This is a genomic window from Leclercia sp. 119287 (genome assembly GCF_009734485.1).
In the GTDB taxonomy this organism is placed as follows: domain Bacteria; phylum Pseudomonadota; class Gammaproteobacteria; order Enterobacterales; family Enterobacteriaceae; genus Enterobacter; species Enterobacter adecarboxylatus_C.
Genome location: NZ_CP046445.1, coordinates 3241657 through 3267197, shown reverse-complemented (window position 1 = coordinate 3267197; position 25541 = coordinate 3241657). Strand labels below are relative to the sequence as shown.

Here is a 25541-nt window from a genome sequence, read left to right as displayed (position 1 = left end):
ATGCACATTACGTTACGCCAGCTTGAAGTCTTTGCCGAAGTGCTGAAAAGCGGGTCGACTACCCAGGCTTCCCAGATGCTGGCGCTATCCCAGTCCGCGGTCAGCGCCGCGCTGACCGATCTTGAAGGCCAGCTGGGGGTTCAGCTCTTTGACAGGGTAGGGAAGCGGCTGGTGGTTAACGAGCACGGGCGTTTGCTCTATCCCCGCGCGCTGGCGCTGCTGGAGCAGACCGTCGAGATCGAACAGCTGTTTCGCGAGGATAACGGCGCCATTCGCGTCTATGCCAGCAGCACCATCGGCAACTATATCCTGCCGGAGGTGATTGCCCGCTACCGCCGCGATTTCCCGTCTTTGCCGCTGGAGATGAGCGTCGGCAACAGCCAGGACGTGATCACCGCGGTGATCGACTTTCGGGTGGATATTGGCCTTATCGAAGGGCCGTGCCACAACGCCGACATCATTGCGGATCCCTGGCTGGAGGATGAGCTGGTAGTCTTCGCCTCGCCGGCCTCTTCTTTATTGCAGCAGGAGGTGACGCTGGAGCGGCTGGCGCAGGCACCGTGGATTTTGCGCGAGCAGGGGTCGGGCACGCGGGAGATCGTCGATTATCTGCTGCTTTCGCATCTGCCGCAGTTTCATATGGGCATGGAGCTGGGCAACTCGGAGGCGATCAAACATGCGGTGCGCCACGGTCTTGGCATCAGCTGCCTGTCACGCCGGGTGATTGCTGAACAGCTGGAGAGCGGCACGCTTGTGGAGATCCCCGTTCCGCTGCCGACTAAGCTGGTGCGTACCCTGTGGCGCATCCATCATCGCCAGAAGCACCTCTCCAACTCCCTGCAGCGTTTTCTGCGTTACTGCGAAATGTAGGCCCGCCCGGCGGCGATTTACCCGCCGGGATCTGTTTCGCAAACCGGTGTCATTCTCTGCTTTACTTATAATCCCGGCCCGGTCATGAAGCTCTCTTATAACAGGGCATTTGTGCCGGAAGAGCTGGCGATCGTCTGCTACAATCGCGCCTCATTTTTTGAATGGACAGCATTTTCATATGGTTTCCGAAAATAAAACCACAGAAGCGCCCGCGCTACGTCGCGAACTCAAGGCGCGTCACCTGACGATGATTGCCATTGGCGGTTCTATCGGTACAGGTTTGTTTGTCGCCTCTGGAGCGACCATTTCTGCAGCGGGCCCTGGCGGCGCGCTCTTTTCCTATATCCTGATCGGTTTGATGGTCTACTTCCTGATGACCAGCCTGGGCGAGCTGGCGGCATATATGCCGGTATCCGGTTCTTTCTCCACCTACGGTCAGAAATACGTGGAAGAAGGCTTCGGCTTCGCGCTGGGCTGGAACTACTGGTACAACTGGGCGGTCACCATCGCCGTGGATCTCGTGGCCTCGCAGCTGGTGATGACCTGGTGGTTCCCGGATACGCCGGGCTGGATCTGGAGCGCCATCTTCCTCGGACTGATCTTCCTGCTGAACTACATCTCCGTGCGCGGTTTTGGCGAAGCGGAATACTGGTTCTCGCTGATCAAAGTCGCCACGGTGATCATCTTTATCGCCGTGGGCGTGGCGATGATCTTCGGTATCTTCAAAGGCACCGAACCGGCGGGCTGGAGCAACTGGGGGATTGGCGATGCGCCCTTTGCCGGGGGCTTCTCGGCGATGATTGGCGTGGCGATGATCGTCGGCTTCTCCTTCCAGGGAACGGAGCTTATCGGTATTGCCGCCGGTGAATCCGAAAACCCGGAGAAGAACATTCCGCGCGCGGTGCGGCAGGTCTTCTGGCGTATCCTGCTGTTCTATGTGTTCGCAATCCTGATTATTAGCCTGATCATTCCGTATACCGATCCGAGCCTGCTGCGTAACGATGTGAAAGACATCAGCGTCAGCCCGTTCACCCTGGTGTTCCAGCATGCCGGCCTGCTCTCTGCGGCAGCGGTGATGAATGCGGTGATCCTGACGGCGGTACTGTCGGCGGGTAACTCCGGGATGTACGCCTCTACCCGTATGCTCTACTCCCTGGCCTGCGACGGCAAAGCGCCGCGTATTTTCGCGAAGCTGTCCCGGGGCGGCGTGCCGCGTAACGCGCTGTATGCCACCACCGTGATTGCCTGCCTGTGCTTCCTGACCTCAATGTTTGGCAACCAGACGGTCTACCTCTGGCTGCTGAATACCTCCGGCATGACGGGCTTTATCGCCTGGCTCGGTATCGCCATCAGCCACTACCGTTTCCGTCGCGGCTACGTGAAGCAGGGTTATGACATTAGCAACCTGCCGTACCGCTCCGGGTTCTTCCCGCTGGGGCCGATCTTCGCCTTTGTGCTGTGTCTGATCATCACTCTGGGTCAGAACTACGAAGCCTTCCTCGCCGACACCATTGACTGGGGCGGCGTGGCAGCGACCTATATTGGTATCCCGTTGTTCCTGATCATCTGGTTTGGCTACAAGCTGGCGAAGGGAACGAAGTTTGTCAGCTATAGCGAAATGGAATTTCCGAATAGCTTTAAAAAATAACCGCAACGCCTCTCTTTAACCCGCTCACCCGAGCGGGTTTTTTTATTTCTCCACACTATGCACTCTTGACATAACTTTTAACAATTGAATTGATAATAGTTATCGTTTGCTTTATCATTAGCAAAGTAATCAAAGGGATGAAGGAGTCAGCATCGTTGCCCTGGTCAGGGGAGGATGTTGTGCCCACACCTGCAAAGAATTACCCGGCCGACCTGCCAGAGAAGCGGGCGGCATGCAATGCAATTGTGAGCAGTACATATTTGATTTTGCTGTGTTTACCTCATGGAGATAGGAAATGTTTAGGTTGAATCCCTTCGTTCGGGGAGGGCTGTGCGCGTCTGCTCTGTCCCTGGCCCTGCCGGTTGTTGCGGCGGAATCTGGCGACACCATGGTGGTGACCGCCTCGGCCAACGAGCAAAACCTGAAAGATGCCCCGGCCAGTATCAGCGTCATCACTCAGCAGGATCTGCAGCGCAAGCCGGTGCAGAACCTGAAAGATGTATTAAAGGACGTTCCGGGCGTGCAGTTAACTGACGAAGGGGACAACCGTAAGGGCGTCAGTATTCGCGGTCTGGACAGCAGCTACACGCTGATCCTGGTTGACGGTAAACGCGTCAACTCGCGCAATGCCGTTTTCCGCCATAACGACTTCGACCTTAACTGGGTTCCGGTTGACGCCATCGAACGCATCGAAGTGGTGCGCGGTCCGATGTCTTCCCTCTACGGCTCCGATGCCCTGGGCGGCGTGGTCAACATCATCACCAAAAAGATCGGCCAGAAATGGACCGGGACCCTCACCGCCGATACCACGATTCAGGAGCACCGCGATCGTGGCGACACCTATGGCGGCCAGTTCTATACCAGCGGCCCGCTGGTGGATGGCGTCCTCGGCCTGAAGGCCTTCGGCAGCCTGTCTAAACGCGATAAAGACGATCCGCAAGATTCAACCACCAGCGCTACCGGAGAAACTCCGCGCATCGAAGGCTTTACCAGCCGCGATGCCAACGTGGAATTTGCCTGGACCCCGAACGAGAACCACGATTTCACCGCGGGCTACGGTTTTGACCGTCAGGATCGTGACTCCGACTCGCTGGATCAGAACCGCCTTGAGCGCCAGAACTACTCCCTGAGCCACAACGGCCGCTGGGGCGTGGGCAACAGCGAGCTGAAATTCTACGGCGAGAAGGTTGATAACAAAAACCCGGGCAACAGCAACCCAATTACCTCCGAAAGCAACTCCATTGACGGCAAATACGTCCTGCCGCTGGGGGAGATTAACCAGCTCCTGACCTTTGGCGGGGAATGGCGTCACGACAAGCTGAAAGATCCGGTTAACATCACCGGCGGCAGCAGCAGTAATACCTCGGCCAGCCAGTATGCGCTGTTCCTGGAAGACGAATGGCGGATCTTCGAGCCGCTGGCGCTGACCACCGGCGTGCGTATGGATGACCACGAAACCTACGGCGACCACTGGAGCCCGCGTGCTTATCTGGTCTATAACGCCACCGATACCCTGACGGTAAAAGGCGGCTGGGCGACGGCATTTAAAGCGCCATCCCTGCTGCAACTGAGCCCGGACTGGACCACCGGCTCCTGCCGTGGTGCCTGTGAAATTGTCGGTAGCCCGGATCTGAAGCCGGAAACCAGCGAAAGCATCGAGCTGGGTCTCTACTACTCCGGAGAAGAGGGCTGGTTAGAGGGCGTGCAGGGCAGCATTACCGCCTTCCAGAACGACGTTGATGACCGCATCAGCATTCTGCGTACCGCGAACGTCAATCAGGCGCAGGGCTACCCGAACTACGTCGGGCTGAATGCCGATGGCGAACCGGTGTTCCGTTACTACAACGTCAATAAAGCGCGTATCCGTGGTCTGGAGACGGAAGTTAAGTTCCCGATTGCCGAAGACTGGCGCATGACGCTGAATTACACCTATAACGACGGGCGTGATATCAGCAACGGCGAGAACAAGCCGCTCTCTGAGCTGCCGTTCCATACCGCGAACGGCACGCTGGACTGGCAGGCAACCCAGGCGTGGTCCTTCTACGTGCAGGGTAATTATACGGGTGAGAAACGCACCGTTACCGATGGCGCCGCAACGCCGGGCGGTTACGTGGTGTGGAACACCGGTGGTGCGTGGCAGGCAACCAAAAACGTCAAGCTGCGTGCGGGGGTTATGAACCTGCTGGATAAAGATCTCAGCCGCGACGACTACAGCTATACCGAAGAAGGACGCCGTTACTTTATGGCGGTGGATTACCAGTTCTGATCGAGGGATCGCCGGAGCGGTGCGGTCTGTTTGCCGGGCGGCGCTGCGCTTGCCCGGCCTACGGGCTGGTGTGGGTTTTGTAGGCCCGGTAAGCGAAGCGCCACCGGGCATGAAGGCTGCACTTACTTCAACAACTGCTGCGCATGGAAGCGCAGATGATCTTCAATAAAGGACGCAATAAAGAAATAGCTGTGATCGTAGCCCGGCTGGATACGCAACGTCAGCGGCCAGGCCTTCTGGCGCGCGGCTTCCGCCAGCACCGCCGGCTGTAACTGGCTCGCCAGGAACTGATCGGCATCGCCCTGATCGATAAGCGTCGGGATCGCCTGTTCCGGCTGGCTGGCCAGCATCAGCGCACAGCTGTCCCACGCCTGCCAGGCCTCTGCATCCTCACCCAGGTAATGGGTGAACGCTTTTTGCCCCCACGGCACCTGGGACGGGTTCACGATCGGCGAAAATGCCGATACGCTGACGTATTTACCCGGATTTTTCAGCGCCATCACCAGTGCACCGTGACCGCCCATCGAATGGCCGCTGATTGCACAGCGATCGGATACCGCAAATTCCGCCTGGATCAGCGCCGGGAGTTCATCGCGCAGGTAATCATACATCCGGTAATGACGCGCCCAGGGTTCCTGGGTGGCATTCAGGTAGAATCCGGCGCCTTTGCCCAGGTCGTAACCGGCATCGTCCGCCACCTCGTCACCGCGCGGGCTGGTATCAGGCATCACCAGGGCGATCCCCAGTTCCGCCGCCACCCGCTGGGCGCCCGCTTTGGTCGTGAAATTCTCATCGTTGCAGGTCAGGCCGGAGAGCCAGTACAGCACCGGCGGTTTTGCTGCGCCGTTAGAGGGGGGCAGAAAGATGCTGAACGTCATCGCACAGTTCAGCACCGCGGAGTCATGACGCCAGCGCTGCTGTCGACCTTCAAAACAGTGGTGCTCTTCGAGCAGTTCCATGCAGGGCTCCTTCAGGAAGGTTGTATAGAGAGATGAAGGTCATAATACAGATAATTCAATAACGAGTGAGTAACTTTCACTTCCGCATTAACGACATATCCTGCATCATGAATTTACGAAACTTTAACAACTGGAGTGGTCATGGCGCTGCGTATCGCGCTCAGCGGATTTGTGGTTCTGGTGGTGGCGATGGGAATAGGGCGCTTTGCCTTTACCCCACAGGTACCGCTGATGATTGCGGCAGGGCAACTCACCCTGACCAGCGCCGGGCTGGTGGCGGCCATGAACTATCTCGGCTATCTGGTGGGGGCATGGGATGCCATGCGCGCGCACCGGTTTGTCGAAGGTCGGCTGTGGCTGGGGATTATTGGCGCGGTGGCGCTGACCCTGCTTTCGGCGGTCGCAGATAATGCCCTGGTCCACGGGCTGCTGCGTTTTGTGATTGGCTGCATGAGCGGCTGGTCAATGGTGCTGGTGGCCGCCTGGACCAACGAGCGGCTGGCCCATTTCGGCAAACCTGGCCTGAGTGCTGCGGTCTTCGCCGGGCCCGGAGCGGGTATTACCATCAGCGGTCTGCTGGCGGTGTGGATCCAGGCGCACGGGTTATCAGCTGGCGCCGCGTGGCAAATCTACGGCGTGCTGGCGCTGGTGCTGATCGCGCTGGTGGCCCGCTATCTGCCGCGTGCCGGGCAGCTGCATCGTCCGGGCACCACGCCGGAGCCGCTGACGCTGACCCGCGATCTGCGTCGTCTGGTCTGGAGCTACAGCCTCGCCGGGTTTGGCTACATCCTCCCGGCGACCTTTTTGTCGCAGATGGCGGCGCTGCGCTTTCCCGGCAGCGCGTTTGCCCAGTTTGTCTGGCCGGTGTTCGGCGTCGCCTCGGTGCTGGGCATTGCGCTAAGTATCGCCCTGCGTCATGTCTCTACCTCCCATCGCAGGCTGGCGCTGGTGCTCTGGCTGCAGGCGGTGGGGGTGATTGCCGCCTGGCTGATGCCGGGGATGGCCGGTCTGGTGACCGGTGCGCTGCTGGTCGGCGGAGGATTTTTATGTGCGGTGCAGCTCTCGTTGCTCTACGGGCGTGAACTGGCACCGAATCACACGCGTTATATGGCCGGATTACTGACGACCGGCTATGCGGTCGGGCAGCTGATTGGCCCGATGACCTCGGCGCTGTCGAGCTGGCTTACCCATCAGCTGGAGCCCGCCCTGGGCCTTGCTGGTATCGCCCTTTTCGTGGCGGGTGGGCTGGTCTGGCAGCGTCAGGTTGAAAGGTAACGGCAATTGGAATAATTATCGCGGTGAATACTGGATTATGCTCGCCGCCTCGCGCACAATGAGTGCACATTTTGCCCCACGGAGGGCAGAAGAGCACCGCACCTGCAGGAGAAAAGAATGTCATCAATGAGTAAAGAAGCAGCTCTCGTCCACGAAGCGCTGGTCGCACACGGTCTCGAAACCCCGCTGCGTCCGCCGGTTCAGGATCTGGACAACGAAACGCGTAAACGTCTTATTTCCGGGCATATGACCGAAATCATGCAGCTGCTGAATCTCGATTTGAGCGATGACAGTCTGATGGAGACCCCACGTCGCATCGCCAAAATGTATGTCGATGAGATTTTCTCCGGGCTGGATTACGCTAATTTCCCGAAAATCACCGTCATTGAGAACAAAATGAAGGTAGATGAGATGGTGACGGTGCGTGATATCACCCTGACCAGCACCTGTGAACACCACTTTGTGACCATCGACGGCAAAGCGACCGTGGCCTATATTCCGAAAGACTCGGTGATTGGCCTGTCGAAGATTAACCGTATCGTGCAGTTCTTTGCCCAGCGTCCGCAGGTGCAGGAGCGTTTAACCCAGCAGATCCTCATCGCGCTGCAAACGCTGCTTGGCACCAACAACGTGGCGGTTTCCATTGACGCGGTGCATTACTGCGTGAAAGCGCGCGGCATTCGTGATGCCACCAGCGCCACCACGACCACCTCGCTAGGCGGCCTGTTTAAATCAAGCCAGAACACCCGTCAGGAGTTCCTGCGCGCCGTACGTCACCACAACTGATCATCAGGGCAGGATACATGGAAAGAAATGTCACGCTGGATTTCGTTCGTGGCGTCGCTATTCTGGGTATTCTGCTGCTCAATATCAGCGGCTTCGGTCTGCCGAAAGCCGCTTACCTCAATCCCGCCTGGTATGGCGATATTACCCTCAGTGACGCCTGGACGTGGGCGGTGCTGGACCTCTTCGCCCAGGTCAAATTCCTCACCCTGTTTGCCCTGCTGTTCGGTGCCGGACTTCAGCTACTGTTGAAGCGCGGAAAGCGCTGGATCCAGGCCCGCCTCTCGCTGCTGGTGCTGCTCGGGTTTATTCACGGGCTGCTGTTCTGGGACGGTGACATTCTGCTGGCCTACGGGCTGGTGGGGCTGATCTGCTGGCGCATCATCCGCGATGCCCACGATGTCAAAAACCTCTTTAATACCGGGGTGGTGCTTTTTCTCATCGGCGTTGCCATCCTGCTGCTACTGGGGGTTATCTCGGGCGGCTCTACCAATCGTTCCTGGGTGCCGGATGCGGCCAGTCTCCAGTATGAGCAGTACTGGAAACTGGGCGGCGGAATGGAGGCTATCAGCAACCGGGCCGATATGATTGGCAACAGCCTGCTGGCGCTTGGGGCGCAGTACGGCTGGCAGCTGGCGGGGATGATGCTGATCGGCGCCGCGCTGATGCGTACCGGCTGGCTGAAAGGCGAGTTTAGCCTGCGTCACTATCGGCGTACCGGGCTGTGGCTGGTGCTGGCCGGTTTGGCGATTAATCTCCCGGCGGTGATCGCCCAGTGGTATCTGAACTGGGATTACCGCTGGTGTGCGTTTCTGTTACAGGCACCGCGCGAACTTAGCGCGCCGCTGCAGACGATAGGCTATGCCGCGCTGATGTATGGCTTCTGGCCGCAGCTCTGTCGTTTCCGGCTGGTGATGGCGGTGGCCTGCGTGGGGCGGATGGCGCTTAGCAACTATCTTCTCCAGACCCTTATCTGCACGACCCTGTTCTATCAGTTAGGCCTGTTTATGCATTTTGATCGCCTGCAGCTGCTGGGTTTTGTCCTGCCAGTCTGGCTGGTGAACATCCTGTTCTCGGTTTTCTGGCTGCGCCATTTCCGCCAGGGTCCGCTGGAATGGCTGTGGCGGCAATTGACCGCACGTGCTGCAGGGGTTTCATTAAGTAATACATCCGGATAACGATCTGGATCACAATCATTAACAAAACGGATGTAACCGTTTTCATCCTTGTGAGCTTCTTCACGTAGTCCTCCCTTTCTCGCTGCCAGAATAGTCACCTTGCTAAACACAGGGGGTGTCTGTGAGTTGCTGCAATCTAAATAAGGATGGTGAATATGATCACCATTCGTGACGTCGCGCGTCAGGCGGGCGTTTCTGTCGCCACCGTTTCCCGGGTTCTCAATAACAGCGCGCTGGTCAGTCCGGAGACCCGCGAGTGCGTGATGAAAGCCGTCACGGCGCTCGGCTACCGGCCGAACGCCAACGCCCAGGCGCTGGCGACCCAGGTCAGCGACACCATCGGCGTGGTTGTGATGGACGTGTCGGATGCCTTCTTTGGCGCACTGGTGAAAGCCGTGGACATGGTTGCTCAGGAGCACCAGAAAAATGTGCTGATCGGTAACAGCTATCACGAGGCGGAAAAAGAGCGTAATGCCATTGAGGTGTTGATCCGTCAGCGCTGTAACGCCCTGATTGTCCACTCAAAAGCCTTAAGCGATGAGGAGCTGTCTTCTCTGATGGAGCAGATCCCCGGCATGGTGCTGATCAACCGCATCGTGCCTGGCTATGCCCACCGCTGCGTCTGCCTTGATAACGTCAGCGGAGCGATGATGGCGACGCGGATGCTGGTGAACAACGGACATCAGCGCATCGGCTATCTTGCGTCAAGCCACCGCATTGAGGATGACGAAATGCGTCGTGAAGGCTGGCAGAAAGCGTTGCTGGAGCAGGGCATTACCGCATCGGACAGCTGGATTGGTACAGGCGCGCCGGACATGCAGGGCGGAGAGGCGGCCATGGTGGAGCTGCTCGGGCGCAACCTGCAGCTGACCGCGGTCTTTGCCTACAACGATAGCATGGCCGCAGGCGCGCTAACGGCGCTGAAGGACAACGGCATTGCGGTGCCACAGCATCTGTCATTGATTGGTTTCGATGATATTCCGATTGCCCGTTACACGGACCCTCAGCTGACCACGGTGCGCTACCCGATTGCCTCTATGGCACGGCTGGCCACGGAGCTGGCGTTGCAGGGGGCCGCAGGGAAACTGGATATCACCGCAACACACTGTTTTATGCCGACTTTAGTGCGTCGTCACTCGGTAGCCCTGCGGCAAATTGTGGCACCGATCACTAACTAATAATTCGCCGTGATGTAACCGTTTTCAATTTGTGAGTAAATTCACAGTAAGTTAACAATGCGCTGTCTATGATGTCAGCGTTTTAGTGACTGAAACGCTATGTAACGGTGAATAATCACTTTCACTATAGCCAGGGCACATTAAACATCCAAAAAAACGCATTCTGGAGCGTTACCGACCAAGGAAGATAGAAATTTTATAAGTGGACTTCGGCCGGCATTAACGTTTCATTAACATTTGCCCGCCGATCGTTATTCACACGAACTACCCTGCATAAAAAAAACCGGAGATATCATGAATAAGAAGGTGTTGACTCTGTCTGCTGTTATGGCAAGCATGCTTTTTGGTGCAACCGCGCACGCTGCAGATAGCCGTATTGGTGTGACTATCTATAAATACGACGACAACTTTATGTCTGTTGTGCGTAAAGCCATCGAGAAAGAGGGTAAATCAGCTCCAGAAGTGCAGCTGCTGATGAATGACTCCCAGAATGACCAGTCAAAACAGAACGACCAGATCGACGTACTGCTGGCAAAAGGCGTGAAAGCACTGGCAATCAACCTGGTTGACCCGGCGGCTGCAGGCACCGTTATTGAGAAAGCGCGTGGCCAGAATGTGCCAGTGGTGTTCTTCAACAAAGAACCTTCCCGTAAAGCGCTGGATAGCTACGACAAAGCCTTCTACGTGGGCACCGACTCCAAAGAATCCGGCATCATTCAGGGCGACCTGATTGCTAAACACTGGGCTGCTAACCCGAACTGGGATCTGAACAAAGACGGTCAGGTTCAGTTTGTGCTGCTGAAAGGCGAGCCAGGCCACCCGGATGCTGAAGCACGTACCACTTACGTGATCAAAGAGCTGAACGACAAGGGCCTGAAAACCCAGCAGCTGGCATTAGATACCGCCATGTGGGACACCGCACAGGCGAAAGACAAGATGGACGCATGGCTGTCCGGCCCGAACGCTAACAAAATCGAAGTGGTTATCGCCAACAACGATGCGATGGCAATGGGTGCTGTAGAAGCCCTGAAAGCACACAACAAATCCTCTATCCCGGTATTTGGCGTGGATGCCCTGCCAGAAGCGCTGGCCCTGGTTAAATCTGGCGCAATGGCCGGTACCGTGCTGAACGATGCCAACAACCAGGCGAAAGCCACCTTCGACCTGGCGAAAAACCTGGCAGAAGGCAAGGGCGCAGCTGACGGCACCAACTGGAAAATCGACAACAAAGTTGTTCGCGTACCGTACGTTGGCGTAGATCAGGAAAACCTGGCGCAGTTCACCGGTAAATAAGTTAAAGCATTCCACTGGGCGCAGTTTCTGCGCCCTTTTATCACGCGACGCGAGGCCGAGAAGGTATAATTATGGTCAGCACAACGACTCAGTCGTCCGGTGAATACTTGTTGGAAATGAGCGGTATCAACAAGTCGTTTCCCGGGGTTAAAGCACTGGATAATGTTAATTTAAAAGTACGGCCTCACTCCATTCACGCCTTAATGGGTGAAAACGGTGCGGGTAAATCAACATTATTGAAATGCTTATTTGGGATCTATCAAAAAGATTCTGGCAGCATTCTTTTTCAGGGGAAAGAGATCGATTTCCATTCCGCCAAAGAGGCACTGGAAAACGGTATTTCGATGGTTCACCAGGAACTTAACCTGGTACTTCAGCGTTCTGTTATGGACAATATGTGGTTGGGGCGTTATCCGACCAAAGGCGTATTTGTCGATCAGGACAAAATGTATCGCGACACCAAAGCAATTTTTGATGAACTGGATATTGATATCGATCCGCGTGCGCGCGTCGGTACATTATCGGTTTCACAGATGCAGATGATCGAAATCGCCAAGGCCTTCTCCTATAACGCGAAAATCGTGATTATGGATGAGCCTACCTCTTCGTTAACGGAAAAAGAGGTGAACCATTTGTTCACCATTATCCGTAAGCTGAAGGATCGCGGCTGCGGCATCGTCTATATCTCGCACAAAATGGAAGAGATCTTCCAGCTGTGTGATGAGATTACGGTACTGCGCGACGGCCAGTGGATCGCCACCCAGCCGCTGGAAGGGCTGGACATGGACAAGATCATCGCCATGATGGTGGGGCGCTCCCTGAACCAGCGTTTCCCGAACAAAGAGAACAAGCCGGGCGAAGTGATTCTGGAGGTGCGCAACCTGACTTCACTGCGTCAGCCCTCCATTCGCGACATCTCCTTCGACCTGCATAAAGGGGAGATCCTCGGGATTGCCGGTCTGGTGGGGGCCAAGCGTACCGATATCGTGGAGACCCTGTTCGGTATTCGCGAAAAATCCGGCGGGACCATCACCCTGCACGGGAAAAAGATCAATAACCATAACGCCAACGAAGCCATTAACCACGGCTTTGCGCTGGTGACGGAAGAGCGTCGCTCGACCGGTATTTACGCCTATCTGGATATTAACTTTAACTCCTTAATTTCTAATATTCATAATTACAAAAACAAAATCGGCCTGTTGGATAATTCCCGCATGAAGAGCGATACCCAGTGGGTAATTGACTCGATGCGCGTAAAAACCCCAGGACATCGCACGCAAATTGGTTCGCTCTCCGGTGGTAACCAGCAAAAGGTAATTATTGGACGCTGGTTATTAACCCAGCCTGAAATTCTGATGCTGGATGAACCAACCCGTGGTATCGACGTTGGTGCAAAATTTGAAATTTATCAGCTGATTGCTGAGTTAGCCAAGAAAGATAAAGGGATTATTATTATTTCGTCCGAAATGCCGGAATTGTTAGGGATCACAGATCGTATTCTGGTTATGAGCAATGGTCTCGTTGCCGGAATTGTTGAAACCAAAACGACAACGCAAAACGAAATTTTGCGTCTTGCGTCTTTGCACCTTTAAGATTAGGGGCTCCTCATGAGTGCGTTAAATAAGAAAAGTTTTCTTACTTATCTGAAAGAAGGCGGTATTTACGTTGTTCTTTTAGTCTTGCTGGCCATTATTATTTTCCAGGATCCGACATTCTTAAGTCTGCTGAACTTAAGTAACATTCTGACTCAGTCTTCTGTACGTATTATTATCGCCCTGGGCGTGGCGGGCCTGATCGTTACCCAGGGTACCGACCTGTCAGCCGGCCGTCAGGTCGGCCTGGCGGCGGTTGTCGCGGCAACGCTTCTGCAATCCATGGAAAACGCCAACAAGGTGTTCCCGGAAATGGCGACCATGCCTATCATCCTGGTGGTCCTGATTGTCTGTGCTATCGGTGCGATTATTGGTCTGATTAACGGCATCATCATCGCTTACCTGAACGTCACGCCGTTCATTACCACCCTGGGTACGATGATCATCGTTTACGGTATCAACTCCCTGTACTACGACTTCGTGGGTGCATCGCCGATTTCTGGTTTCGACAGCGGCTTCTCCACCTTTGCGCAGGGCTTTATCGCGCTGGGTAGCTTCCGCCTCTCTTACATCACCTTCTATGCCCTGATTGCGGTGGCCTTTGTCTGGGTGCTGTGGAACAAAACCCGCTTCGGTAAGAACATCTTCGCTATCGGCGGTAACCCGGAAGCGGCGAAAGTCTCCGGTGTTAACGTGGCGCTGAACCTGCTGGTGATCTATGCCCTGTCCGGCGTGTTCTACGCGTTCGGTGGTTTGCTGGAAGCGGGCCGTATCGGCTCTGCCACCAACAACCTCGGCTTTATGTATGAGCTGGATGCGATTGCCGCGTGCGTCGTCGGTGGCGTGTCGTTCAGCGGTGGTGTGGGTACCGTGCTGGGCGTGGTAACCGGTGTTATCATCTTCACCGTTATCAACTACGGTCTGACCTATATCGGCGTGAACCCGTACTGGCAGTACATCATCAAGGGCGCGATCATTATCTTCGCCGTTGCGCTGGACTCCCTGAAGTACGCGCGTAAGAAATAAGATTGCTGATAACGAAAAAACCCGCGTAATGCGGGTTTTTTTATGCCCGGCGGCGCTACGCTTGCCGGGCCTACGGTATTGCAGGGTTTTGTAGGCCGGGTAAGGCGAAGCCGCCACCCGGCGATGTGGCAGAGGTGCGGCTGATGCCCGGCGGCGCTACGCTTGCACGGGCCTACGGTATTGTGGGGTTTTGTAGGCCGGGTAAGGCGAAGCCGCCACCCGGCGATGTGGCAGCGGTGCGGCTGATGCCCGGCGGCGCTACGCTTGCCGGGCCTACGGTATTGCGGGGTTTTGTAGGCCGGGTAAGGCGAAGCCGCCACCCGGCGATGTGGCAGAGGTGCGGCTGATGCCCGGCGGCGCTGCGCTTGCACGGGCCTACGGTATTGCGGGGTTTTATAGGCCGGGTAAGGCGAAGCCACCACCCGGCGATATGGCAGCGGTGCGGCTGATGCCCGGCGGCGCTGCGCTTGCCGGGCCTACGGTATTGCGGGGTTTTGTAGGCCGGGTAAGGCGAAGCTGCCACCCGGCGAGGTTTATTTCTTCTTCTGCATCTCCAGCAGCTGCTCCGGCGTCACTGCCGGATAACCCTGGGCATCTTCCGGTACTTCCAGCATCGCCGGGATCGGCACCAGCGGGCCTAAGAAGCGCGGTTCGCGTTTGAAGACATAGAGATCGGCCAGCGCCCCCAGACGGGCACCAAATTCACGCACCCGCACGGTGAGCATGTCTTTTGGTGACGGGACGGCATAGCACTGCGCCTGAATGCCCATATGCAGGGCAATAAACAGCGCGCGCTCGCAGTGGAAGCGCTGGGTGATGATGATGAAATCGTTGGTATCAAACACCTTACGGGTGCGGACAATGGAATCGAGGGTCCTGAAACCGGCGTAGTCGAGCACGATATCCGCCGGGTCCACGCCTGCGGCAATCAAGTCTTTACGCATGGTGACCGGCTCATTGTAGCTCTGCAGAGCGTTGTCGCCACTCAGCAGCAGGTAGTTGACCTTGCCGCTGTTGTAGGCGTTGAGCGCACCCTGAATGCGGTAGCGGTAATACTGGTTGATCACCCCGGTGCGGTAATACTTGGCGGTGCCAAGCACCACGCCAACCTGGCGGTAGGGCAGATCCTGAAGGTCATCAAAGATATAGGGGGCTGTTTTCCAGCTCATCCAGCGGTCGAGGCCCAGCGCAGTCAACAGCACGATGGCGATCAGGGCAACCAGGCTGTAAAACACGCGCTTTAACATACAGATGACTCTTACCAAAGGTGAAATTTCACTCAGGCTACTTTACCCGTCTGGTAAGCGCAAGAAACGGCGGTTTAATTGGGGGGATTTTCATCAATTATGCGGGCATTGCTGCCCGCATCAGAGGCTTACGCCAGCAGCACGCGGTCGATGCTGGTACAACCCAGCGCGCGCAGCGTGGCCGCGGTGGCATCCCACTGGATCAGTGGAGCATCGGCTTTTTCCGCCAGAATGGCGCGCTGAATATCCGGGTAGTCGTAACCGTTGAGGCTGAGCAGGTTGAGTGCGCCCTGCAGCGGCGGCAGCGTCGGGTTAAAGGCGGCGTTCTCGGCATAGCTGCCGGTGAAGATGCGACCATCGCGACACTCCAGCGCCACTCCGCTCGGGGAGTTGCTGTAGGGGGCGTGCGACTGGTTGGCGGCGCGGATAGCGGCCTGGGCCAGCTCGTCCCCGCTCACGGCGTAGCCATGATCCTGCTCATCCATCAGCAGGGATTTTATCTCCAGATCCTTCGGTCCGAAGGCGTCCGGCAGGTAATCCGCCAGCGTATGCGGATCGCGGCCCGGCAGGTTGATGCGCAGCTGCAAACCGCTGTTAAGTTCGTTCATAAACTGACGGCAGTGGCCGCACGGCGTGTAGTTCACGGTGATGGCCTGCAGGGATTTTTCGCCGCGCAGCCAGGCGTGGCTGATGGCGCTCTGTTCGGCATGCACGGTCTGCTGCATGGTCGCCCCGAGAAACTCCATATTGCCGCCGAAGTACCAGGTGCCGCTTACGCCGCGCGCAATGGCACCCACGTTGAAATGGGACAGGTCGGCGCGGGCGCAGGCCGCCGCCAGCGGCAGAAGCGCAAAGGCCAGCGCGTCATCATTCAGATCGGTGGCACGTTTCAGTGCGGTGACCTGTTCAGCCGTCAGCAGGGCGGGGAAGTGTGCATCCGCCAGAACCGGGGCCAGGGCTGACTGCAAATTCTCTGCAAGCTGAGCGAAAGCTGATTGAAAACGTGGGTGCATGGCGTTGCCTCATAAAGGTTAATGGATCGGTAGTGTACGGAGCCGCCGGGGCTTTATATGTGACTCAGATCGCATTATGTGTGCAACTTATGAAACTCAAATGAAAAATGCGCGACGCGTCGCAAATTTTAGCCCATTACCGCCAGAATAATCGGGAACAGGAACGGCGCAATCAGCGAGGTCATGATCCCGCAGATCACCAGCGCCAGGGAGCTGAACGCCCCTTCCTGATAATCCAGCTCCGCGCAGCGGGCGGTGCCGAGGGCGTGAGATGCGGTCCCCATCGCCAGACCACGCGCAGATTTGGTGCGAATACGCATGGCGTTCAGCAGCGTATGGCCTAATACCGCCCCGAGAATACCGACATAAATCACGCACACGGCGCTGATCGCCGGGATGCCACCGAGGCTGCCGCCCACCGCCATCGCGATCGGTGTGGTGACGGATTTAGGTAATATAGAGGCCGCAATTTCCGGGGTTGCCCCCATCAGCAACGCCACCGAGGTGCCGGTGATCATCGCCACCACGCTGCCCACCAGGCAGATGGTAATGATTGACTTCCAGCGGGCGCGGATCTGGTGCAGTTGCTCATACAGCGGAAACGCCAGCGCCACCACCGCAGGTTGCAGCAGGTCGTTGAGGACCTTGCTGCCCTGGAAATATTTTGCGTAGGGAATGCCGGTCAACAGCAGGAACGGAATAATCACTACCATTGCCACCAGCAGGGGGTTAAGCAGCGGGAACTTCAGGCGCACCGCCAGCTTGCGGGCGGCGAAGAATACCGCCACGGTGAGCGGCAGGGACCACCAGATATTGGCCATCATTTTTTCTGTCCTTTTTGCCCAACCACGTTACGTTCCCCGTGCACCAGATGCGTGCTCCAGCTCACCACTAAAAACGCCACCAGCGTACTGATGGTGCAGGAGACAAATATCGGGCCGAACTGCGCGCTCAGCAGGTCGTAATATTGCATTACCCCCACGCCGATCGGCACAAACAGCAGCGCCATATAGCGGATCAGCACCGAGCAGCCGGGCTTAACCCATTTTGCCGGAAGGATTTGCAGCGCGAGCAGTACAAACAGGATCAGCATGCCAATAATGCTGCCGGGAATGGTGATCGGCAGCAGGGAGGCGAGAAAAATACCCGCATACAGGCAGGCATAAATCAGGATGAAGGCGCGCAGGTATTGCCAGACAACGATCAGTGATTTCTTCATGGTGAAAGTCCTTAATGGAACGCATTCATCATACAATTAAAACCGGAAACGTGCTACGGATCACATCATGACTTTTGAGCATACCAGACATTACTTTCTGGAACGTTGGGCAATTCCCCAAACCGCAGGAGACAACGCGGCGCTGACAATATACGATCGGCAGATAAAGATAATGATGCTCAAATCCGGCCCTTACCCTTTACTGGAGGTAATCAATGCCATCAATTGTCATTAAAACCGCCGACGAGCTGGCCCGCCAGCGCCACGCGGGTGAACTGCTGGCCTCGGTGTTCACCATGCTGGACGAATTTATTAAGCCTGGCGTATCAACCATGGAGATCAACAATCGCGCCGAGGCGTTTATCGTCGAGGAGCTTAAGTCCCGTCCGGCCAGCAAAGGGCAGTATGACTACCCCTACGTGCTGAACACCTCGGTCAACGACGTGGTCTGCCACGGTATCCCGAAGGAGTCGGAGCATCTCAAATCGGGTGCCATCGTCAACGTCGACATCACCCTCGAAAACGCGGGCATGATCGCCGACTCCAGTAAAATGTATCTTATCGGCGAGGTTTCGCCCCTGGCCCGCAGGCTGGTGAAAGCGACCTACGAGGGGATGTGGAAGGGGATTAAGGCCGTCAAACCGGGCGCCACGCTGGGCGACATTGGCCACGCTATTCAGTCATACGTTGAAAGCCAGGGCTACAGCGTAGTGCGCGAGTACTGCGGGCACGGCATTGGTAAAGAGATGCACGAAGAGCCGCAGATCCTGCACTACGGCAAACCCGGCGAAGGGCCGGTGTTGCAGGAGGGGATGGTCTTCACTATCGAACCGATGATCAATCAGGGCGACAGCCGGATCAAAACGAAGAAGGACGGCTGGACGGTGGTGACCCGTGACAAAAAGCTGTCTGCACAATGGGAACACACTATCGCCGTAACGGCAGACGGTTTTGAGGTGCTAACCCTGCGCCCTGAAGAGACGCTCCCTGAATAAGACCGCAACCCCACACGCATATCTTCCCTGACGCTTCCCACCTCTCGCGGGAGCGGCTACTATAGCGCGTCTTTTTTTACGGGTACTGATATGCGTGTATTACTGGCACCGATGGAAGGCGTGCTCGATTCGCTGGTGCGTGAGCTGCTGACCGACGTTAACGACTATGACCTCTGCATCACCGAGTTCCTGCGGGTGGTGGATATGTTATTGCCGGTAAAATCGTTTTACAGACTCTGCCCGGAGCTGCATCACCAGAGCCGCACCCCCTCAGGCACTCTGGTGCGCGTACAGCTGCTGGGACAATATCCCGAGTGGCTGGCGGAAAACGCCGCCCGCGCCGTCGAGCTGGGCTCCTGGGGCGTGGATCTGAACTGCGGCTGTCCGTCGAAAATGGTTAACGGCAGCGGCGGCGGGGCCACGCTGCTCAAAGATCCCGAGCTGATCTACCGCGGCGCGAAAGCGATGCGCGAGGCGGTGCCCTCCCATCTGCCGGTCACGGTGAAGGTGCGTCTGGGGTGGGACAGCGGCGACAGGCAGTTTGAAATTGCCGACGCGGTGCAGCAGGCGGGTGCCAGCGAGCTGGTGGTTCATGGCCGCACCAAAGAGGACGGCTATAAAGCCGAGCGCATTAACTGGCAGGCCATCGGCGAGATCCGCCAACGGCTGACCATACCGGTGGTGGCCAACGGCGAGATCTGGGATCGCGAGAGCGCGCTGGCCTGTATGAAAGAGACCGGCTGCGATTCCATCATGATCGGGCGCGGAGCGCTCAACGTGCCCAACCTCAGCCGGGTGATCAAATACAACGAGCCGCGCATGCCCTGGCCGGAAGTGGTGACGCTGCTGAAGAAGTACTCCCGCCTCGAAAAGCAGGGCGACACCGGTCTGTACCATGTGGCGCGTATCAAGCAGTGGCTGAGCTACCTGCGGAAAGAGTACGACGATGCCCTGGGCCTGTTTCAGGAGATCCGCACCCTGCAAACCTCGGCGGAGATCGCCCGGGTTATTCAGTCAAAATAGGCCAACGTCGATCTGCGTCACGTTTTTTAGCGGGGCGCATTGTGGCATCGAACGAAACTGGTAAAGTGCGCTAACTGGATTGTTACTGCTGCGGCAGGCAAAACCTGATTTTCTGGCATCTGCCGGAGGTCAGGTTTTTTTGTTTCTGGGGCATGAAATGAAAATCGCCAAAATACTGAATAATAATGTGGTGGTTGTTCTGGATGAACAGGGGCGCGAACAGGTCGTGATGGGCCGTGGGCTGGCCTTTCAAAAGCACCCTGGCGACGTGGTCCCGAAAGCGAATATCGAGAAAGTATTTGCCCTGCAAAGCGACGAGCTGGTGCAGCGGCTGGGGGAGTTACTCAGCCAGATCCCGCTGGAAGTGATGACCACCTGCGACCGCATTATCGGGCTGGCGGCGCAGCGGTTGGGGAAACTGCAGGAGAGTTTGTACATCACCTTAACCGACCACTGCTACTTTGCGATTGAGCGGCAGAAGAAAGGGCTGGCGATCAAAAACGTGCTGCTGTGGGACATTAAGCGGCTCTACCCGAAAGAGTTTGAGCTGGGCCAGCAGGCGCGGGCCATCATCGCTCAACGGCTGGGCGTGGAGTTGGGCGAAGATGAAGCCGGATTTATCGCGCTCCATCTGGTCACCGCCCAGCTGCATAGCGAGATGCCGGAGGTCATGCACGTTACCCGGGTGATGCAGGAGATCCTGCAGCTGGTGAAATACAGCTTACAGCTGGAGTATGACGAGGAGTCGCTAAGCTATCAGCGCTTCGTCACCCATCTGAAGTTTTTTGCCCAGCGGATGCTGACCCGCACCGTGGTCGCGGATGACGACGCCTCGCTGCACTCGGCGGTAAAAGATAACTACGCGAAGGCGTGGATGTGCGCCGAAAAGATTGCCCGGCATCTGCAAAAGAGTTATCAGCGCGAGCTGACCACCGAAGAGATTATGTTTCTCACCATTCATATTGAGCGCGTGAGAAAAGAGGGGCGCTAAGCCCCCGCTACAAACGGATTGTTACTGCACTATGCAGGCAAAACCTGAGCGCGGCTCCCGAAAGGGCGTCGTTCTCGGGTTTTTTTATTTTTACGACTCGGTCAAACCCTGCCTGCGGGCAGTGAAGAAGGAAAAAGAGATGGAATATCAAGCACTGGCGAAGGATATTCTCGGCCACGTTGGCGGCAAAGAGAACATCGTCAGCCTGGTTCATTGCGCCACCCGGCTGCGTTTCAAACTGAAAGATTCTCAACGTGCGGATGCTGAAGGGCTGAAGATCAATCCCGGCGTGATCATGGTTGTCGAAAGCGGCGGCCAGTTCCAGGTGGTGATTGGCAACCACGTTCATGACGTCTGGCAGGCCGTTTGTCAGGAGGCGGGGCTGGCTGATGACGCGGTACCCGCCGCAGAGGATAAAGGCGAAAAAACCAGCCTCGGCGGCCAGCTTATCGATATTGTCTCCGGCATTTTTACCCCCTTTATCGGCGTCCTCGCCGCCTCGGGGATCCTGAAGGGGATGCTGGCGCTGGCGGTGGTGTGCGGCTGGCTGACCACCGACAGCGGCACCTACAAAATCTGGTTTGCCACCAGTGACGCGCTGTTCTTCTTCTTCCCGCTGGTGCTGGGCTACACCGCCGGTAAAAAGTTTGGCGGTAACCCGTTTATCACCATGGTGATTGGCGGGGCGCTGGTGCATCCGACCATGATTCAGGCCTTTGAGGCCAGTCAGCAGGCGGGCGCGGCGGCCAATGCCTTCCTCGCCATTCCGGTGACCTGGTTTAACTACAGCTCGTCGGTCATTCCGATCATCCTTGCCGCCTGGGTCAGCTGCTGGCTGGAGAAGCAGGGCAACAAACGCCTGCCGTCGGCGATGAAAAATTTCTTCACGCCGCTGATCTGTCTCGGCGTCACGGTGCCGCTGACCTTTCTGGTTATCGGCCCGGTGGCCACCTGGCTCAGCCAGATGCTGGCGAACAGCTATCAGTGGATCTACGTGCTTGCCCCCTGGCTGGCTGGCGCGGCGATGGGCGCGGTATGGCAGATATGCGTCATTTTCGGTCTGCACTGGGGGCTGGTGCCGCTGATGATCAATAACCTCGCCGTGCTGGGTCACGATTCGATGCTGCCGATGTTACTGCCGGCGGTGATGGGGCAGGTAGGGGCGGCGTTCGGCGTGTTCCTGCGTACCCGTGACACAAAGCTGAAGATGCTGGCGGGCTCGTCGGTAACGGCCGGGATTTTCGGTATCACCGAACCGGCGGTCTATGGCGTGAACCTGCCGCTGCGTCGTCCCTTTATCTTCGGCTGCGTGGCCGGGGCGGTCGGCGGCGCGATTGTTGGTTTCTTTGACACTCACGTTTACTCCTTTGGCTTCGGCAATATTTTCACCATCGCGCAGATGATCCCTCCGGGCGGGGTGGACGCCACGCTGTGGGGCGGCATTGCGGGCATGGTGGTGGCGCTGGTGCTGAGCTGTGCCCTGACCCTGATTGCCGGAATGCCTGCCAGCCCGGCCGACGCTTCCCCGGTGGTCGCTAACGTCGATGGCGACACGGTGCTCTCCCCGATGCGCGGCACGGTACTGGCGCTGGACCAGGTGCCGGACGCCACCTTTGCCAGCGGCCTGCTCGGTCAGGGCGCGGCTATCGTTCCTGCAGATAACAAAGTGATTGCCCCCTTTGCGGGGGAAGTGGCCTCGATATTTGCCACTAAGCATGCCATTGGCCTGTTGAGCGACAGCGGCATCGAAGTGCTGATCCACGTCGGGATCGACACCGTGAAGCTCGACGGCAAGCCGTTTACCGCCCACGTGAAGGTGGGTGACAAAGTACAGCCAGGCGATCTGCTGCTGGAGTTCGATCGTCAGGCGATTCTCGATGCCGGATACGATCTGGCGACCCCGATTATTATCAGCAATAGCGACGACTACCGTGATGTCGCGACCGTGGCGGCGACTGCCGTCCAGGCCGGCGCGCCGTTGCTTTGCGTAAGCCATCAATAACAGGAGAACCGAATGAAAACTTTCCCGGACGATTTCTTATGGGGCGGCGCGGTTGCCGCGAATCAGGTAGAAGGCGCTTACCTGGACGATGGCAAAGGATTGTCCACCTCTGACGTTCAGCCGCAGGGGGTATTTGGCCCGGTGGTGGAGCGCGTGGCGGGCGACAGCGGCATCAAAGACGTGGCGATCGATTTCTATCATCGTTATCCGCAGGACATCACACTGTTCGCCGAGATGGGCTTCAGCTGCCTGCGCGTCTCCATTGCCTGGACGCGCATCTTCCCGAACGGCGATGAGCAGGAGCCGAACGAGGCCGGACTGGCCTTTTACGACAAGCTGTTTGACGAGCTGGCGGCCCACAACATCACCCCGCTGGTAACCCTCTCGCACTACGAGATGCCGTGGGGGCTGGTGAAGCAGTACGGCGGCTGGGGCAGCCGTCAGGTGATCGGTTTCTTCGAGCGCTATGCCCGCACCGTCTTTGCCCGCTATCAGCACAAGGTAAAGCTGTGGCTCACCTTTAACGAGATCAACATGTCCCTGCACGCGCCGATGACCGGCGTCGGTCTGCCGGAAACCAGCAGCAAGGCGGAGGTCTATCAGGCGATCCACCATCAGCTGGTGGCGAGCGCCCTGGCGGTGAAAGCCTGCCACGCGATGATCCCGGACGCCAAAATCGGCAATATGCTGCTGGGCGGCCTGGTCTATCCGCTGACCTGCAAGCCGGACGACGTGCTGGAAGCCCTGCAGGAAAACCGCGCGTGGCAGTTCTTCGGCGATGTGCAGTGCCGCGGGGCGTACCCGGGCTATATGCTGCGCTTCTTCCGCGATAACGGCATTACGCTTGAAATTACCGACGCCGATCGCGAGGCGCTGAAATCGACCATCGACTTTATCTCCTTCAGCTACTACATGACCGGCTGTGTCACCACCGATGAAGAGCTGAACCAGCAGGCGCGCGGCAACATCCTGAGCATGGTGCCTAACCCGCATCTGGCAAGCTCTGAATGGGGCTGGCAGATCGACCCGGTTGGCCTGCGCACCCTGCTGAACGTGCTCTGGGATCGCTATCAGAAACCGCTGTTTATTGTGGAGAACGGCCTGGGAGCAAAGGACAAGCCGGACGCCGACGGTGTGGTGCAGGATGATTACCGCATCAGCTACCTCAACGACCATCTGGTGCAGGTGCGCGAGGCGATTGAGGACGGTGTGGAGGTGATGGGCTACACCAGCTGGGGCCCGATCGATCTGGTGAGCGCCTCCAAAGCAGAGCTCTCCAAGCGCTACGGTTTTATCTATGTCGATCGTGATGACAGCGGCGCAGGCACGCTGGCGCGCAGCCGTAAGAAGAGTTTTTACTGGTATCAGGAAGTGATTGCGACGAAGGGCGCTTCGCTGAAAGCCTGATGACCGCAGGGGCGCCCGGCGGCATATCGGGCGCCTTTTCTGAATATGTAAAGGTATGACAAATTGTGGATTGCCACCGATTCCTAAAAAAATGAAGCGCAGAGGGCGTATTTTGCCCCCTTCTTTTTTATGTGAATAACCTGATGAAACCTTCACGTTTTTACTGTTTCTGCCTGCCTCTTTCTCTTTTTCTGGTTGCCTGCGCCCCTCAACACGATACGGCGACATCGCTTAATCCACAGCTCCCCGTCGCGAAAATAGAGTCCGGGCTGGCGGCCGGTCAGTGGCCAAAAAATGCATGGTGGGAAGCGTTTCACGATCCGCAGCTGACTGCCCTGATCGTCAAAGCGCAGGCCGACGCGCCGGATATGCAAATTGCCCGTCAGCGCATTGCCCTTGCCGAAGCCCAGGCCAAAATGGCGATGGCCGCCGACGGCCCGGAGGTGGATTTCTCTGCCGATGCCGAGCGGCAAAAAATGTCCGCAGAAGGGCTGATGGGCCCCTTTGCGATTACCGATCCGGCGGCCGGTACCACCGGCCCCTGGTATACCAACGGCACCTTTGGCTTAACCGCTGGCTGGGATCTGGATTTATGGGGCAAAAACCGCGCCCAGGTTGAGGCCCGCATCGGCAAGGTCAACGCGCAACAGGCGGAGCTGCAACAGACCCGCCAGCTGCTCGCCACCAGCGTCGCGCGTCTCTACTGGGAGTGGCAGACTCAGGCTGCGGTCGGGAAGGTATTAACCGCCATCAAGCAGGAGCAGGGGAATATTATTCGTACCGACCGGGAGCTGTACCAGCATGGGATCACCTCCTCCGTGGAAGGGGTCGAAACCGACATCAATGCCAGTAAAACCGAGGAGCGGCTGGCGGAGGTGAGCGGCAATATGAAAGCCATTGCCGCGCGCCTGGAAGCCCTCACTAATACCCCGGCGATAACCCTCACCCCGCAGGCCTTACCCGCCGTCGAGACGAAGTTGCCTGCCTCGCTGGGCTACGAACTGCTGGCCCGACGCCCCGATCTGCAGGAAGCCCACTGGTACATCGAAGCGTCTCTGCATGAGGTCGATGCGGCGAAAGCAGCGTTCTATCCCGATGTGAATCTGATGGCGTTTCTGCAACAGGATGCGCTGCACTTAAGCGATCTGTTCCGCTCCTCGGCGCAGCAGATGGGCGTCACCGCCGGCCTGACCCTGCCGATTTTTGACAGCGGACGCCTGAATGCCAACCTCGATATTGCCCAGGCGCAGAGCAATCTGTCGATAGCGAACTACAACAAAGCGGTGGTGGAGGCGGTGAATCAGGTGACCCGGACCGCAAGTGAAGTCGAAACGCTAATGGCGAAAAACCAGCATCAGCAGAGCGTTGAGGCCGATGCCGCGCGGGTGGTAGCTCTGGCGCAGGCGCGTTACAGAGCGGGGATTATCGCCGGTACCCGCGTCAGCGAGGCCAGAATACCCGCCCTGCAGGAACACCTCGCCGGACTCACGCTGCAGGGGCAGTATATCGATGCCACCCTGCAACTCACCTCGGCGCTGGGTGGCGGCTATCAGCAGGGGTAGAAAACGAGAATTAT

At 57.4% G+C, this 25541-nt stretch carries 21 protein-coding genes; 16 read left to right on the top strand and 5 right to left on the bottom strand.

Translation table 11 applies throughout. The features are described from left to right. The 3 genes from yieE to cirA all read left to right on the top strand — a co-directional run bounded on the left by yieE (position 1) and on the right by cirA (position 4784). Entirely contained in the window at positions 1-870 is an 870-nt protein-coding gene (gene yieE, locus GNG27_RS15780) for a DNA-binding transcriptional regulator YeiE (RefSeq protein ID WP_156264246.1), read from the top strand. A gap of 178 nt (positions 871-1048) precedes the next feature. Further along, positions 1049-2518: an amino acid permease gene (locus tag GNG27_RS15775; RefSeq protein ID WP_142486486.1), complete on the top strand. Its 1470-nt coding sequence runs from the start codon at positions 1049-1051 to the stop codon at positions 2516-2518. 295 nt (positions 2519-2813) lie between these two features. Beyond that, positions 2814-4784 carry a catecholate siderophore receptor CirA gene (gene cirA / locus GNG27_RS15765; protein ID WP_156264245.1) on the top strand — a complete coding sequence of 657 codons (1971 nt, stop codon included), beginning with the start codon at positions 2814-2816 and terminating at the stop codon, positions 4782-4784. A gap of 122 nt (positions 4785-4906) precedes the next feature. On the opposite strand, the gene fghA is transcribed toward cirA, so the two are convergent. Further along, positions 4907-5743: an S-formylglutathione hydrolase gene (gene fghA / locus GNG27_RS15760; RefSeq protein WP_142486484.1), complete on the bottom strand. Its 837-nt coding sequence runs from the start codon at positions 5741-5743 to the stop codon at positions 4907-4909. Between the two features lie 141 nt (positions 5744-5884). On the opposite strand from fghA, the gene GNG27_RS15755 reads away from it, so the two are divergent. The 7 genes from GNG27_RS15755 (at position 5885) to mglC (ending at position 14068) form a co-directional block, all read left to right on the top strand. Continuing rightward, positions 5885-7018, top strand: coding sequence for a YbfB/YjiJ family MFS transporter (locus tag GNG27_RS15755; RefSeq protein WP_156264244.1), 1134 nt, complete (start codon positions 5885-5887; stop codon positions 7016-7018). A gap of 117 nt (positions 7019-7135) precedes the next feature. Beyond that, positions 7136-7804, top strand: coding sequence for a GTP cyclohydrolase I FolE (gene folE, locus GNG27_RS15750; RefSeq protein WP_032612616.1), 669 nt, complete (start codon positions 7136-7138; stop codon positions 7802-7804). Between the two features lie 17 nt (positions 7805-7821). Next, positions 7822-8979 carry a DUF418 domain-containing protein YeiB gene (yeiB, locus tag GNG27_RS15745; RefSeq protein ID WP_156264243.1) on the top strand — a complete coding sequence of 386 codons (1158 nt, stop codon included), beginning with the start codon at positions 7822-7824 and terminating at the stop codon, positions 8977-8979. Between the two features lie 155 nt (positions 8980-9134). After that, positions 9135-10157: an HTH-type transcriptional regulator GalS gene (galS, locus tag GNG27_RS15740; RefSeq protein WP_142486481.1), complete on the top strand. Its 1023-nt coding sequence runs from the start codon at positions 9135-9137 to the stop codon at positions 10155-10157. Between the two features lie 294 nt (positions 10158-10451). After that, complete coding sequence (mglB, locus tag GNG27_RS15735) at positions 10452-11450, top strand: galactose/glucose ABC transporter substrate-binding protein MglB (RefSeq protein WP_142486480.1); 999 nt, start codon at positions 10452-10454, stop codon at positions 11448-11450. A 71-nt stretch (positions 11451-11521) separates the two neighbouring features. Further along, positions 11522-13042, top strand: a complete 1521-nt coding sequence (mglA, locus tag GNG27_RS15730) for a galactose/methyl galactoside ABC transporter ATP-binding protein MglA (RefSeq protein WP_142486479.1) — start codon at positions 11522-11524, stop codon at positions 13040-13042. Between the two features lie 15 nt (positions 13043-13057). Then, the gene (gene mglC / locus GNG27_RS15725; RefSeq protein WP_142486478.1) at positions 13058-14068 is read left to right on the top strand and encodes a galactose/methyl galactoside ABC transporter permease MglC; all 1011 of its coding nucleotides are present in this window, start codon (positions 13058-13060) and stop codon (positions 14066-14068) included. Between the two features lie 533 nt (positions 14069-14601). Here mglC and sanA read toward each other — a convergent pair. The 4 genes from sanA to GNG27_RS15705 all read right to left on the bottom strand — a co-directional run bounded on the left by sanA (position 14602) and on the right by GNG27_RS15705 (position 17547). Continuing rightward, entirely contained in the window at positions 14602-15315 is a 714-nt protein-coding gene (gene sanA / locus GNG27_RS15720; RefSeq protein WP_142486477.1) for an outer membrane permeability protein SanA, read from the bottom strand. A gap of 128 nt (positions 15316-15443) precedes the next feature. Then, on the bottom strand, positions 15444-16328 hold the full coding sequence (cdd, locus tag GNG27_RS15715; protein WP_156264242.1) for a cytidine deaminase: 885 nt from the start codon (positions 16326-16328) through the stop codon (positions 15444-15446). Positions 16329-16456: 128 nt separating this feature from the next. After that, on the bottom strand, positions 16457-17152 hold the full coding sequence (locus tag GNG27_RS15710) for a CidB/LrgB family autolysis modulator (protein ID WP_142486475.1): 696 nt from the start codon (positions 17150-17152) through the stop codon (positions 16457-16459). Next, the gene (locus GNG27_RS15705; protein ID WP_142486474.1) at positions 17149-17547 is read right to left on the bottom strand and encodes a CidA/LrgA family protein; all 399 of its coding nucleotides are present in this window, start codon (positions 17545-17547) and stop codon (positions 17149-17151) included. Before GNG27_RS15705 ends, GNG27_RS15710 begins: the two co-directional genes overlap by 4 nt. A gap of 215 nt (positions 17548-17762) precedes the next feature. On the opposite strand from GNG27_RS15705, the gene map reads away from it, so the two are divergent. From map to mdtQ, 6 genes are all read left to right on the top strand, one after another. Then, complete coding sequence (gene map, locus GNG27_RS15700; protein ID WP_156264241.1) at positions 17763-18542, top strand: type I methionyl aminopeptidase; 780 nt, start codon at positions 17763-17765, stop codon at positions 18540-18542. Between the two features lie 90 nt (positions 18543-18632). Next, positions 18633-19565 carry a tRNA dihydrouridine(16) synthase DusC gene (dusC, locus tag GNG27_RS15695; RefSeq protein ID WP_142486472.1) on the top strand — a complete coding sequence of 311 codons (933 nt, stop codon included), beginning with the start codon at positions 18633-18635 and terminating at the stop codon, positions 19563-19565. Positions 19566-19722: 157 nt separating this feature from the next. After that, positions 19723-20556 (top strand): BglG family transcription antiterminator LicT, encoded by an 834-nt coding sequence (gene licT / locus GNG27_RS15690; protein ID WP_142486471.1) that lies wholly within the window; start codon positions 19723-19725, stop codon positions 20554-20556. Between the two features lie 139 nt (positions 20557-20695). Continuing rightward, complete coding sequence (gene bglF / locus GNG27_RS15685) at positions 20696-22558, top strand: PTS beta-glucoside transporter subunit IIABC (RefSeq protein WP_156264240.1); 1863 nt, start codon at positions 20696-20698, stop codon at positions 22556-22558. A gap of 12 nt (positions 22559-22570) precedes the next feature. Further along, a complete protein-coding gene (locus tag GNG27_RS15680) occupies positions 22571-23965 on the top strand; it encodes a glycoside hydrolase family 1 protein (RefSeq protein WP_156264239.1) in 1395 nt (464 codons plus the stop codon). A 143-nt stretch (positions 23966-24108) separates the two neighbouring features. Further along, complete coding sequence (gene mdtQ / locus GNG27_RS15675; protein ID WP_156264238.1) at positions 24109-25527, top strand: multidrug resistance outer membrane protein MdtQ; 1419 nt, start codon at positions 24109-24111, stop codon at positions 25525-25527. Positions 25528-25541 lie beyond the last annotated feature (14 nt).